The organism is Arthrobacter sp. SLBN-100 (assembly GCF_006715305.1).
GTDB lineage: Bacteria > Actinomycetota > Actinomycetes > Actinomycetales > Micrococcaceae > Arthrobacter.
In genome coordinates this window covers 4,259,110-4,271,400 of the sequence record NZ_VFMY01000001.1, presented here as the reverse complement: position 1 = coordinate 4,271,400, position 12,291 = coordinate 4,259,110, and the positions used below count along the sequence as shown (strand labels likewise).

Annotated in this window: 12 protein-coding genes and 1 riboswitch; of the genes, 3 read left to right on the top strand and 9 right to left on the bottom strand. The window is 66.1% G+C overall.

The genetic code is table 11. The annotated features are described in order from the left end of the window. Positions 1–17: 17 nt before the first annotated feature. The 7 genes from FBY31_RS19720 to glyA form a co-directional block, all read right to left on the bottom strand. Positions 18–851 carry an exodeoxyribonuclease III gene (locus FBY31_RS19720; RefSeq protein WP_142044388.1) on the bottom strand — a complete coding sequence of 278 codons (834 nt, stop codon included), beginning with the start codon at positions 849–851 and terminating at the stop codon, positions 18–20. Between the two features lie 10 nt (positions 852–861). Continuing rightward, the gene (locus FBY31_RS19715) at positions 862–1,419 is read right to left on the bottom strand and encodes a hypothetical protein (RefSeq protein WP_142044386.1); all 558 of its coding nucleotides are present in this window, start codon (positions 1,417–1,419) and stop codon (positions 862–864) included. Between the two features lie 63 nt (positions 1,420–1,482). Beyond that, positions 1,483–2,316, bottom strand: a complete 834-nt coding sequence (locus FBY31_RS19710; protein ID WP_142044384.1) for an ABC transporter permease — start codon at positions 2,314–2,316, stop codon at positions 1,483–1,485. Next, positions 2,313–3,182, bottom strand: a complete 870-nt coding sequence (locus tag FBY31_RS19705; protein WP_142045575.1) for an ABC transporter permease — start codon at positions 3,180–3,182, stop codon at positions 2,313–2,315. Before FBY31_RS19705 ends, FBY31_RS19710 begins: the two co-directional genes overlap by 4 nt. A gap of 10 nt (positions 3,183–3,192) precedes the next feature. Next, entirely contained in the window at positions 3,193–4,110 is a 918-nt protein-coding gene (locus tag FBY31_RS19700) for an ABC transporter ATP-binding protein (RefSeq protein ID WP_200833476.1), read from the bottom strand. Positions 4,111–4,297: 187 nt separating this feature from the next. Then, positions 4,298–5,200: a bifunctional methylenetetrahydrofolate dehydrogenase/methenyltetrahydrofolate cyclohydrolase gene (locus FBY31_RS19695; protein WP_142044380.1), complete on the bottom strand. Its 903-nt coding sequence runs from the start codon at positions 5,198–5,200 to the stop codon at positions 4,298–4,300. Between the two features lie 3 nt (positions 5,201–5,203). After that, the gene (gene glyA / locus FBY31_RS19690) at positions 5,204–6,502 is read right to left on the bottom strand and encodes a serine hydroxymethyltransferase (RefSeq protein ID WP_142044378.1); all 1,299 of its coding nucleotides are present in this window, start codon (positions 6,500–6,502) and stop codon (positions 5,204–5,206) included. A gap of 147 nt (positions 6,503–6,649) precedes the next feature. Beyond that, a riboswitch (ZMP/ZTP riboswitch) is annotated at positions 6,650–6,735 on the bottom strand. A 43-nt stretch (positions 6,736–6,778) separates the two neighbouring features. Here glyA and purU point away from each other — a divergent pair. The 3 genes from purU to FBY31_RS19675 all read left to right on the top strand — a co-directional run bounded on the left by purU (position 6,779) and on the right by FBY31_RS19675 (position 8,949). After that, positions 6,779–7,639, top strand: a complete 861-nt coding sequence (gene purU / locus FBY31_RS19685; RefSeq protein ID WP_142044376.1) for a formyltetrahydrofolate deformylase — start codon at positions 6,779–6,781, stop codon at positions 7,637–7,639. 32 nt (positions 7,640–7,671) lie between these two features. Continuing rightward, positions 7,672–8,349, top strand: coding sequence for a class I SAM-dependent methyltransferase (locus FBY31_RS19680; protein ID WP_142044374.1), 678 nt, complete (start codon positions 7,672–7,674; stop codon positions 8,347–8,349). Between the two features lie 81 nt (positions 8,350–8,430). Continuing rightward, positions 8,431–8,949 (top strand): gamma carbonic anhydrase family protein, encoded by a 519-nt coding sequence (locus FBY31_RS19675; protein WP_142044372.1) that lies wholly within the window; start codon positions 8,431–8,433, stop codon positions 8,947–8,949. Here the strand turns inward: FBY31_RS19675 and FBY31_RS19670 are convergent. Together FBY31_RS19670 and FBY31_RS19665 are read right to left on the bottom strand one after the other, a co-directional pair. Further along, positions 8,946–10,679, bottom strand: a complete 1,734-nt coding sequence (locus FBY31_RS19670; RefSeq protein ID WP_200833413.1) for a flavin monoamine oxidase family protein — start codon at positions 10,677–10,679, stop codon at positions 8,946–8,948. The genes FBY31_RS19675 and FBY31_RS19670 overlap by 4 nt on opposite strands. Next, positions 10,676–12,214: an amino acid permease gene (locus FBY31_RS19665; RefSeq protein ID WP_142044370.1), complete on the bottom strand. Its 1,539-nt coding sequence runs from the start codon at positions 12,212–12,214 to the stop codon at positions 10,676–10,678. Before FBY31_RS19665 ends, FBY31_RS19670 begins: the two co-directional genes overlap by 4 nt. Between the last annotated feature and the right edge of the window lie 77 nt (positions 12,215–12,291).

Below are 12,291 nucleotides of genomic sequence, written 5' to 3'. Positions count from 1 at the left end.
GGATGAAACCTTCGGGCTTAGAGCTGGTAGTCCACTACGAGCGGGGCGTGATCGGAGAAGCGGGTGTCCCACGAGACTGCCCTGTCAACAACCGCCCCGATGGCGGCGGAAGCGAGTTCCGGGGTGGCCAGGTGGTAGTCGATGCGCCAGCCGGTATCGTTGTCGAACGCCTTCCCGCGCTGGGACCACCAGGTGTAAGGCCCGTCAACGTCGCCGGCAAGGCTGCGGTGGACGTCCTGCCAGCCGACCTCCCCGCCCAGGAAGTGGTCGAAGTACGCCCGTTCCTCCGGCAGGTGGCCTGCCTTCTTGATGTTGGCCTTCGAGTTCCGGATGTCCCGGGGCGTGTGGGCCACGTTGAGGTCGCCGACCACCAGGGCATGGTCGCTGTGCTTGGTCAATTCAGGCAGGCGCGTGCTCATCGCATCCAGGAACCGGAACTTGTCATCCTGCTTGGGGGTGCCTACCTCGCCCGAGTGGACGTAGGCGCTGGCCACAGTGAGCTGGACAGGGCGCCCGGCTGCATCGGCAAAGCGGAAATCGGCTTCCACCCAGCGGCCCGCCGTGGCGAAGTAGTCGTCACCGATGCCGTTCCGGGTTTCCAGCGGTTCCTCACGTGAAGCGATGGCGACGCCGGCGCGGCCCTTGGCCTCTGCCTCTGCGTGCAGGATATGCCAGCCTTCGCCCAGCAGCTGCCGGACGATGGCGTCAGGAGCGCGGACTTCCTGGAGGCAGAGGATGTCCACTTCGCGCGGCTCCAGCCACGCCGCCATGCCGTTCTTGAAGGCAGCCCGAAGGCCGTTGACGTTAACGGATGCGATGCGAAGGTGGTCCTTCTTCAATGCCGAGCTCACCCGCTCCACTCTAGTCGATGATGGTTCCGGTGACCGGCTCTCCGCTGCCGGAGGACTTGATCATGTCCCTGGCATTCGTGGCGGTGATCTCGATGGTTTCCAGGGCCCGGTTGATGGTGTCCTGGTTGGCGGCAGCGCCCTTGGCGCGCTCTTCTTCCACCACCCGGATCTGCACCTGGACGATCTTGAAGGAGTGGTCCAGCTTGAGGTCGCGGATATCGTCCCCGTGGCTGCGCTCGGCAACAATCCGGGTTCCGCCCTGGTCGGCCCCGGCGTACGGGCCGCGCCCCGCGGCCGTGGTGAAGGCGTTCTGGGCTTCCGTCAGCTTTGCTCCGGCTTTCTTGGCGGCCTTCTGGATGCTGAACACCACGAAGGACGCAAGGGCGAGCCAGAAGAAGGCGATGATGGCAACCACCCAGCCTACGACGTCGTTCTGATTGGCCGCGAAGATCACAGCCACAACAAACGCGGTGACGAGGACCATGAGTCCGGGCCCGCTGATACGGAACATGGAGAATCCGCCCCTGGCGGGTTTGGAGGTTGACTTGGAGCTGCCCAGAGATTGCATGCACCCATTCTCTCAAACGCCCGGGCATGCTCCCGCCGCCTTCCACCCCCCGGGGAACAGTGGCTACTTGAGGAAGAGCCGGCGCAGCCGCATGGTGGTGAGCAGCATGCCTGCGGCGGTCATCAGCAGGTAGTAGCCAATGTGGATGGACGTCGCCGCCGTGAAGGTCCCGACGCTGATCTGCCGCAGCAGTTCCACCCCGTGCCACAGCGGCATGGCCTGGATGAGCCACTGGATGGCCTGCGGATAGACGCTCAGCGGGTAGAACGTGGCGCTGAACAGGAACATGGGCAGCATGATGAAGTTGATCCAGTCCATCTGCTGGAAGGTCTTCAGGAAGCTCGTGATACCCATCCCGATGCTGGCAAATCCGAACGCGATCAGCACGGCGGCGGGGATCATGAGGAGAGCCCATGGTGTGGTGATCAGGCCCATAACACCCATCACTGCAGTGAAGCCCAGGGCGTAGAGGAGGCCGCGCAGCAGGGCCAGGAAGATCTCGCCCAATGCCACGTCGAGCGGCCCGAGCGAGGTGTACAGCATGCCCTGGTAAAGCTTGGCGAAGTTCATCTTGAAAAACACGTTCCAGGTGGAGTCGTAGACAGCACCGTTCATGGCGGAGACGGCCAACAGGGCCGGGGCAATGTACGCCGCATAGCTGATGTCCCCGCCGCCCGGACCCTGTACCGGACCCACGATCGCGCCCAGACCCACACCCATGGAGATTAAGAACAGGACGGGTTCAAAGAATCCTGAGAGCATCACCAGCCAGTTGGTGCTCTTCGTAGCCAGGAGTCCGCGCGAAATCACAGCCCTGGCGTTGTGCGAATACAGTGGCCCGAAAGTCCTGGTGCGGGCCTCGTCCGCGGCGCTCTTCACCGGCACGGCGGCACTCACCGGCCCATCCTCACGGCAAACTGGCGCCGGGTCAGGAACCAGCCCGCCACTGCCAGGCCCGCCAGCACCACGGCGTGCAGGACCGTCAGCAGCGGTGGTTCCTGGTAGCCGTAGCTGAAGACGCGGCCCAGTTCGGTGCCGTGCCAGATCGGGGAAATCCAGCCGATCCACCGGATCGCCAGCGGCAGGGAGTCCAGCGGAAAGAACGTCCCCGAGAACAGGAACAGTGGCATCACGATGAAGCGCATCACCAGGGCGAACTGCCCCTTGTCCTCGGTGATCGACGCCGAATAGGCCATCAGCGGCAAGCCAAAGGAAAGCGCCGCCAGCGTGGCCACCAGGATGGTCACCCACCCCCACCCGCCGGGCGCTGCACCGAAAAGAGCCACAGCGGCGAAATAGGCGGCGGACTGCAGCAGGAACCGCAGGGTCACCGCCATAACGTGGCCGGCCGCGATCTGTTGGGGCGTCAGCGGCGAGGCGTGCGGGCCGTAGTAGGTCCGGCGCCACTTGAAGCCGCCCATCACCGGGAACGTGAATTCGTTGGCTGCCGTCATCACGGCGGCGGAGACCAGCAGGGCGGGCGCCACGAACGTCACGTACCCCACTCCCCCGAAAGCTGCCGTGCCCTGCGCATCAACCAGGGTGGCCAGGCCCACGCCCATGGCGAACAGGTACGCCACCGGGTGTCCCACGCTGTACATCACGAGCGACCAGCTGTATCCCTTCATCACCCGGAGCACATGCTCCGCGTAGTAGAAAGCACCCCAGCGCCGTGCCTTCGCCGCTGCCACGGCAGGGCCATGAGCGACGGGAAGTTTGTCCCCGCGGGCAGGCGCCGCCGGCAACCCCGCCTCCTTAGTCAACCCCGCCTTCTTAGTCAACGAGGCTCCTGCCCGTCAACCGGAGGAATACGTCTTCCAGCGAGGACCTGCGGACCAGCGATGTCAGCGGCCGCAGGCCGCGGGACGCCACCTGCTCAAGGGCGGACTCGCCGTCGTGCGCGTAAATCAGCACCCGGTCCGGCAGGACTTCCAGCCGCTCCCCGATGCCGTCCAGCTCGGCGGCGATGGTGGTGTTCCGCTCGGAACCAAAGCGCAGCTCCACCACCTCCCGGGTGGAGTGCTCGCGGATCAGCTGCGCCGGCGCGCCTTCGGCCATGATGCGGCCTTTGTCCACCACGATGAGCCGGTCGCAGAGCTGCTCGGCCTCGTCCATGTAGTGGGTGGTCAGGATCAGCGTGACGCCTTGTTCCTTGAGCCGGAAGAGCCGGTCCCAGAGGATGTGCCGGGCCTGCGGATCCAGGCCTGTGGTGGGTTCGTCCAGCAGCAGGATCCGCGGTTCGTTGATCAGCGAGCGGGCGATGGTGAGCCGCCGTTTCATGCCGCCGGACAACGCGTCCACTTTGGACTTGGCTTTATCGGTCAGCTGCGCGAACTCGAGGAGTTCGTCGGCTTTTGGCTTGAGGTAGCTCATGGGCAGGCCGAAGTACCGGCCGTACACCAGGAGGTTGTCGCGGACGCGGAGTTCCTCGTCGAGGTTGTCCTGCTGCGGCACCACGCCCAGGTGGGCACGCACTTCCGGACCGTGTGAGTCCGGGTCAAGGCCCATGATCCGGAGGCTGCCCGCGGTGCGCCCGGTGACGCCGCCGATCATCTTCATGGTCGTGGACTTGCCGGCCCCGTTGGGACCGAGCAGGCCAAAGGATTCCCCTGCCGTGACGCTGAAGGAGATACCGTCGACGGCGGCCACATCGCCGTACTTTTTGGTCAGGTTTTCGGCTGTGATGACCATTTCGGGCCCCTGCCGCCCGCCCTTCCGGGCAGCGGAGGGGAGGATGGCTTCGTTGTGCACCCTCCGCAGACTAGTGGAGCTTTTGGCTCTGTGGAAGTGCCCTGGTTAATACAGCTGTGTTAAGTACGACGGCGGCAAGCACCTACTGGAAAAGGTGCTTGCCGCCGTCGGGCTGCTTGCTGCGCGGCTAGGCGGTTCCCGCCTTGCGCTCCGCGGCTTCGACCACATTGGTCATCAGCAGGGCCACGGTCATAGGGCCAACGCCGCCGGGGTTCGGCGAAATCCAGCCGGCAACCTCCGCGGCAGCCGGGTCAATGTCGCCATGGACCTTGCTCTTGCCCGTCTCGGGGTCGGTCTCCCGTGTGACGCCGACGTCGAGCAAGGCGGCACCCGGCTTCACGTCCGCAGCCTTGACGATGTGCTTCACACCGGCCGCGCCAACAATGACGTCCGCCTGGCGCAGCAGCTCCGACATGTTCGTGGTGCCGGTGTGGGTCAGCGTCACCGTGGCGTTGATTTCGCGCCGGGTCAGCAGCAATCCGATGGACCGGCCGATGGTCACACCGCGGCCAACCACCACCACGTGCTTGCCCTTGAGGTCGTAGCCGTTGCGCAGGAGCAGCTCGATGACGCCGCGGGGCGTGCACGGCAGCGGCGAGGTGATCTTGCCGTTGACGTTGAGCACCAGCCGGCCAAGGTTGGTCGGGTGCAGGCCGTCAGCGTCCTTCGCGGGGTCGATGCGCTCCAGGATGGCATCGGTGTCCAGGTGCTTGGGCAGCGGCAGCTGCACGATGTACCCGTGGCAGGCCGGGTCCGCATTGAGTTCGTCAATGAGGGCCTCAACCTGTGCCTGGGTGGCATCCGCCGGAAGCTCACGCTGGATCGAGTTCATCCCGATCTCCTCGGACTGCCTGTGCTTCATGGACACATACAGCTGGGAGGCGGGGTCCGCACCCACCAACACGGTGGCAATGCCGGGAGTGACGCCGCGGGCCTTCAGGGCCGCGACCCGCTCCGTCAGCTCGGCCTTGATGGCTGCAGCGGCTGCCTTGCCGTCAAGGATCCGGGCGGTCTTGGTTGCTTCAGTCATGGGTCACCACTGCTCGTGCTGCGGGTACAGCGGGAAGTCGGCGGCGAGCTTGTCCACGCGCGCCTGGAGGGCCTCGACGTCGGCGCTGTTGCCGGCCTTCAGCGCGGTGGCGATGATCTCGGCCACCTCGGTGAACTCGGCAGCGCCGAAGCCGCGGGTGGCCAGGGCCGGAGTGCCGATGCGCAGGCCGGAAGTGACCATCGGCGGACGGGGGTCAAACGGAACGGCGTTGCGGTTGACGGTGATGCCCACGGAGTGCAGGAGGTCTTCTGCCTGCTGGCCGTCCAGCTGGGAGTTGCGCAGGTCAACGAGGACCAGGTGCACATCGGTGCCGCCGGTGAGGACGGAGACGCCGGCTTCGGCGACGTCGGCCTGGTTGAGGCGGTCGGCAATGATCCGTGCGCCTTCCAGGACGCGCTCCTGGCGCTCCTTGAATTCCTCGGTGCCGGCAATCTTGAAGGCCACTGCCTTGGCGGCGATGACGTGCATGAGCGGGCCGCCCTGCTGGCCCGGGAAGACCGCGGAGTTCAGTTTCTTGGCCCACTGCTCCTTGGCCAGGATCACACCCGAGCGGGGGCCTGCCAGGGTCTTGTGCACCGTGGAGGTGACGACGTCGGAGTGCGGCACCGGGCTGGGGTGCAGGCCGGCGGCCACCAGGCCGGCGAAGTGTGCCATGTCAGTCCAGAGCAGCGCGCCCACCTCGTCCGCAATGGAGCGGAAGGCGGCGAAGTCCAGGTGGCGCGGGTAGGCAGACCAGCCGGCGATGATGACCTGGGGCTTTTCGGCGATGGCCTGCTCGCGGAGCTTGTCCATGTCGATGCGGAAGTTGCCTTCCTCCACCTGGTAGGCAGCCACGTTGTACAGCTTGCCGGAGAAGTTCAGCTTCATGCCGTGGGTCAGGTGGCCGCCGTGGGCCAGTGACAGGCCAAGGATCTTGTCGCCGGGGGTGATCATGGCGGACAGTGCAGCGGCGTTGGCCTGGGCACCGGAGTGCGGCTGGACGTTGGCGAACTCGGCGCCGAAGAGGGCCTTGACCCGGTCGATCGCCAGTTGCTCGGCAATGTCCACGTATTCGCAGCCGCCATAGTAGCGGCGGCCCGGATAACCCTCGGCGTACTTGTTGGTGAGGACCGAGCCCTGGGCTTCCATGACCGCGCGGGGTGCGAAGTTCTCGGAGGCGATCATTTCCAGCGTGCCGCGCTGGCGGCCAAGCTCCTGGTCCAGGACTGCGGCGATTTCGGGGTCGAGCTCAGCCAGCGGCTGATTGCTGACGGCGGTGGTTGAGGTGGCTGTAGTAGTCACGAAGAACTCCTGGCTAGGGATACGGGCACTGCTTAGGTCAGGCTACCGGCTGGCGCACTCGCACACTGCCTTATGACAGGGCGTGAAAGCGCGGGCATGGCGCTGCAGTACTGACGCAGGTGCAGCCCCAATTTCCGGCAAGACATGACCCTCGGCCCAGGCGTACGATCCGTGGTCTTCGTGATTGCCGCTCCCTGGTGGTTAGCCACCCAACGCCAGTTGCGACCTTCCCAGCGTACCAAATCCCGGCCCTGCTGCACGGGTAGGCTTGTACGCGTGAGTGAAGAGCAGCCGAACCAAGCGTACGTAGTAACCCTGTCCTGCCCGGACCGCCCGGGAATCGTCCATGCGGTGGCCGGCGCCCTGCTGGCGGCGGGGTGCAATATTACGGATTCGCAGCAGTACGGCAGCCCCGCCACGGGCAACTTCTTTATGCGGGTAGAGGTTACGACGGCGGCCCCCGTGTCAGAGCTTCGGGCCGCCCTGGAGCCGGTGGCCGGCGCGTTCGGCATGCAGTGGAGCCTCAACGCGGTGGGACAAAAGGTCCGCACCCTGGTGATGGCCAGCACCTCCGCCCACTGCCTCAACGACCTGCTGTTCCAGCAGCGCTCCGGCACCCTCCCCATCGAGATCCCTGCCATCGTGTCCAACCACCAGGACCTTGCCGGGCTCGCGGAGTTCTACGGCATCCCGTTCCACCACATCCCGGTCACCAAGGACACCAAGGTCCAGGCGGAGGACAAGCTCCGGGCCATCATCGCCGAGCACGATATCGAACTGACCGTCCTGGCCCGCTACATGCAGGTCCTCTCCGATGACCTCTGCACCGAGCTCACCGGCAAGGCCATCAACATCCACCACTCCTTCCTGCCTTCCTTTAAGGGCGCCAAGCCGTACCACCAGGCCCATGCCCGCGGCGTGAAGCTGATCGGTGCCACCGCGCATTACGTGACGGCTGCCCTGGATGAAGGGCCGATCATCGAGCAGGAAGTCATCCGTGTGGACCACGCACGCACCCCTGAACAGTTCGTCCAGATGGGCCGGGACGTGGAAGGCCGCACACTGGTCCAGGCCGTGCAATGGCACGCGGAGCACCGGGTGCTGCTGGACGGCAACCGGACAGTGGTCTTTAACTAGCGTTTCGTCCGCCGGGCAGGGGGCACGAAAGCATGCAGGGCAGTCCAGAGCACGCCGACCACGAAGCCGACCTTGCTGTGTTCTACGACCGGGAGGCAGCCGCCGGCAGCACCCGCGCCATGACACCGCCCCGCGTTCAGTGCCGGGAGTGGTTCATCCGTCTGCTCAAGGACGAACACCGCCACTCGCTGTTCGAGCTCGGGTGCGGCACGGGCGTCGAAGGCCTTCAGTTCGTGCGGGCGGGCCTGCATTACTGCGGCGTGGACCTGTCCGGCGAAAGCGTCCGACTGGCGCGGGCCAAAGGCCTTGACGTCAGTGTGGCCAGCGGCCGGAGGCTGCCCTTCCCGGACAACTCTTTTTCGGCTGCCTGGACCATGAGCACGCTGCTGCACGTTCCCAACAGCCGGATCCACGACGTTGTCAGCGAGCTGGTGCGGGTCAGTGCACCGGGAGCGCCTATCGCCGTCGGACTCTGGTCCGGGAACGATGAGGAAGTCCGGAACCCTGAAGACCGCGAAGAGCCCCGCCGGTTCTTCAGCAGGCGCAGCGACGAAACCCTCCAGCGGATTTTCGGCCGGCACGGCCAAGTCGAGCACTTCCAGACGTGGCCGGAGGGGACCGGCGCCGAGTCAGGCCCCGGAGCCGGGCACTGGACCCAGCACTACCAGTTCCTGGTCCTGCGCACCCCTGCGGTTCCTGAACCCGAGTAGCTCCCAGTTAAACATCGCCCGCGTTTTGACGACGTGAACTGCGACCTACTTGGGTCCGGGCGGATGTCCTAGGCTTGGGCCATGGCTCCTCTCTACCCTTTCGCCGGTAACACCCCGGCCGTCCACCCCTCGGCTTTCGTTGCACCCACGGCGTCGATCATCGGCAACGCCACCCTGGCTGAAGACGCCAGCGCGTTCTACGGTGTCTCGGTCCGCGCTGATACCGCCACGATCACGGTGGGCGCCGGCAGCAACCTGCAGGACAACGTGGTGCTGCACGCGGACCCCGGTTTCCCCTGCACGGTGGGCGCACGGGTCAGCGTGGGGCACGCCGCCGTCGTGCATGGATGCACTGTGGAGGACGACTGCCTGATCGGCATGGGCGCAACAGTACTTAACGGCGCGGTGATCGGCGCCGGCTCGCTAGTGGCTGCCGGCGCTGTGGTGCTGGAGGGCACCATCGTCCCGCCCCGCTCGCTGGTGGCGGGCGTCCCGGGCAAGGTGCGCCGCGAACTCACCGATGAGGAGTACGACGGCGTCCGGGCCAACGCGGCACGCTACGTTGAGCTGGCCCGGGCGCACCGCCAAATCCACACCTAATCGAGGCTGATAGGCCCCATCTCGTCCAAGAGCTCACCGGGCCCGGGGTTGCCCGGAGCCGAGGCCCCGCCCAAGTGGTTGAGCACTCCCCACACTGCATTCAGCCCGGTGGTCACCGCGCCTTCGGCCCAGCCGGCGGTGAAGGAAACGTCGTCGCCTGCCAGGAAGATGCCGCGCTGGGATTCGGGCAGCCTGTCCTGCTTGAAGTGCGTGAACAGCCGCTGCTGGTAGCGGTAGTGCCCCGGAAGGTTGGCCTTGAAGGCGCCCATGAAGTTGGGGTCCGCCTCCCAGGAGACAGTGATGGGCTGGCCCACGATGTGGCCGGCGATGTCCACTCCGGGATAGATCTGCTCGAGCGAATGCAGCATCAGTTCCACGCGCTCGTCCGCGTCCAGCGCCAGCCACTTCAGCGCGTCGTCGTTCCATGTGTAAGAGAGCAGGATGACGGCGGGCTGGTCCGGGCCGTTGTCCAGCAGGTACGTGGCGCGGTTGAGGCGGTCCGTGAGGGTCATCGAGAGCACCTCGTTGCCGGTGTCCGGGTCGATGTCCTTCCAGAACGGCCGGTCCACCATCACAAACGTCTTGGACGACTGCATGTAGTGCGAGCGCTCGATGGCCGTCCAGAGCTCCGCCGGGAACAGGGCCTCCTCTGTATGGATCCGGGTGGACAGGAGCCAGGACTGGCAGGTCGTGACCACTGCCGGGTAACTGGCTTCGCGGCCCCATCGTTCGCGGATCCGCAGGTTTCCGTTCGGGTCGCGGCTGATCCTGCCCACCGCGCCGCGGGGCGAGCCGGAGTGCAGTGACGACAGTGAGGTCCCTTCCGGCCAGTGGGCCATGCCCGACGGCGCGTGCTGCCACAGTGCCTCGGGCAGGCGCTGCGCTCCCCCGCGGATGAGCCGGTGCTGGTCATCAGCGTCCGTGTACACCACGCGGAGGATCTCCAGGATGGAGTTGGGGAAATCAGTGTCCCAGCCGCCGGTGCCGAAGCCCACCTGGCCGAAGGCTTCCCGGTGCGCGAACCCCGCTTCCTTGAAGGACTCACTGGCGGCGATAAAGCCGTAGAAGGTCTGCTCGTCCATCAGCGGCAGCAGTTCGTTCCACAGTTCCTTGATCCGGGCAGTGTCCCTGGCACGGATGGCCTGCTGCATCTCGGCAAACTTGGCCCCGTCATTGACCGCCGCTTTCCACGCGTCCGCCACTTCCCGGAAGAACGGCGGCAGGTCACTGGGCTTCTCCGCGTAGTGTTTCTTGCCCGCGAGCTCAATCACGGTGCTGGATGCTGCCGGGGACAGCGGGTTGGGAAACTCCTCCGTTTCCAGGCCCAACAAATCCACATAGTGGTAGAACGCCTTGCCGGATTCCGGGAAGCGCATGCCGCCGAGGTCCGCCACCACGCCCGGTGCCGCAGGGAACGAGGCCGTGCGCAGCCGTCCGCCGATCCGGTCGGCTTCGAACACCACCGGACGCAGCCCCAGCTTCATCAGCTCATAAGCGGTCACCAGGCCCGAAAGACCTGCCCCGATCACGGCCACCTCAGTACCCAGCAGTTCGGGCGGCACGGATCCCAGTCCGTCGGGGTGGGCGAGGTAGTGGTCGTAGCTGAACGGGAAGTCGGGGTTAAGCATGGTGATGGGGCCCGCGGCGACTCCCCCGGCAACCGGAGCCGCGGCCGGGGCGGCTGAGGTGCTCGACGGATCGGAAGCCGGCAGTTCGGTGGCGATGGTCATGGAAGTTCTGCCTTCATCGGTTCGGGGATTTGCTGGGTTGAAAGTTTCGGTCCGGACAGCTCGCGGTATTCGTCGTTGCTCAGGGCCGCCACCCGGGAGTTGCGGCGTCCGTAGCCAAAGTACGCCGCAACGCCCGCCAGCATCCAGAGGGCAAAGACTACCCAGGTATCAGCACCAAGGTTGGCCATCAGGTAAGCGCACATCACAGCGCCGAGGATAGGGGTCAGCGGGAACAGGGGCACCCGGAAGGTCCGTTCCAGCTCAGGCCGGGTGCGGCGGAGGTAGATCACGGCGAGGTTCACCAGGGCGAACGCAAAGAGTGTTCCGATGCTGGTGGCGTCCGCGAGGGCGCCCAGCGGCACCAGCCCGGCGGTGAGGGCGACGGCGGTTCCCACCAGGAGCGTGCCGGCCACGGGGGTGCCGGTCCGGCGGGAGACGCGCCCAAAGACCCTGGGAATGAGCCCGTCACGGGACATTGACAGCAGGATGCGGGTCTGGCCGTAGAGCACGGTGAGGACGATGCTGGCGATGGCCAGCACGGCACCCACCGCGAAGACCAGGGCGATCCAGGGCTGGCCGGTGGTTTCCTCGAGGATCTTCACGAGGGCGGCCTCGGTACCGTCGAACCAGCCCCACGGCCGGGCGCCGATGGCGGCGACGGCGACCAGGACGTAGATAGTGGTGACGATCAGCATGGACAGCAGGATGGCCTTGGGAAGGTCGCGCTTGGGGTTGCGGGCTTCTTCGCCCGCGGTGGAGGCGGCATCGAAACCGATGTAGGAGAAGAACACCCGGGAGGCGGCGGCCGAGACACCGGCGGCACCCATGGGCAGCAGCGGTTCAAAATTCCCGGCATTGAAGGCGGTGAATGCCACGGCGCAGAAGAACAACAGGATGCCCACCTTCACCACCACGATGGCGGTGTTGATCCACGCGCTCTCCTTGGCGCCGCGGACCAGGAGGATGGTGGCGAGTACCACGATGACCATGGCCGGAACGTTGACTACGCCGCCGTCGCCAGGCGGTTGCGACACGGCGTCGGGAAGGACGGCCCCGAACACCGCGAGGGCTTCGTTCACGTACTGCCCCGCCCCTACCGCAACTGCGGCCACGGACACCGCATACTCCAGCACCAGGCACCAGCCGCAGATCCAGGCCATTCCTTCGCCCATGGTGGCGTACGTGTAGGAGTAGCTGGAACCGGCCACGGGCACCAGCCCCGCCATTTCCGCGTAGGACACTGCGGACAGGAGTGCGGCCAGGCCGGCGATGGCGAAGGAAATCCAGATGGCCGGCCCGGCCAGCGGAACAGATTCGCCCAGGATCACCAGGATGCCGGTGCCCAGGGTGGCGCCCACGGAAATCATGGTCAGCTGGAGGACACCGAAGCTGCGGACCAGCCGCGGGCCGCCGCCGGCGTTCTCCGCCTCGCTGACCATTTGAGCGATGGGCTTCCGGCGCAGGAGTTGGGCGCCCAGAGCGGGACGGGCGGCCGGCCCGGCCGCGGTCCGGCCGGAGAGTGTAGGCACAGTCATCGTTGACGTCCGTTCTTTTTGTTGGCTGCTTGAACTGGTTTCCCCTCATTCACAGTAGGGCTGTGAGCCGCATCTCA

What these genes read in the sequence shown, in the direction of transcription:
- FBY31_RS19715 (WP_142044386.1), bottom strand. Translation starts at nt 1,419, where the DNA reads ATGCAATCTCTGGGCAGCTCCAAGTCAACCTCCAAACCCGCCAGGGGC.
- FBY31_RS19700 (WP_200833476.1), bottom strand. Translation starts at nt 4,110, where the DNA reads ATGGTCATCACAGCCGAAAACCTGACCAAAAAGTACGGCGATGTGGCC.
- FBY31_RS19695 (WP_142044380.1), bottom strand. Translation starts at nt 5,200, where the DNA reads ATGACTGAAGCAACCAAGACCGCCCGGATCCTTGACGGCAAGGCAGCC.
- FBY31_RS19680 (WP_142044374.1), top strand. Translation starts at nt 7,672, where the DNA reads ATGCAGGGCAGTCCAGAGCACGCCGACCACGAAGCCGACCTTGCTGTG.
- FBY31_RS19675 (WP_142044372.1), top strand. Translation starts at nt 8,431, where the DNA reads ATGGCTCCTCTCTACCCTTTCGCCGGTAACACCCCGGCCGTCCACCCC.
- FBY31_RS19670 (WP_200833413.1), bottom strand. Translation starts at nt 10,679, where the DNA reads ATGACCATCGCCACCGAACTGCCGGCTTCCGATCCGTCGAGCACCTCA.
- FBY31_RS19665 (WP_142044370.1), bottom strand. Translation starts at nt 12,214, where the DNA reads ATGACTGTGCCTACACTCTCCGGCCGGACCGCGGCCGGGCCGGCCGCC.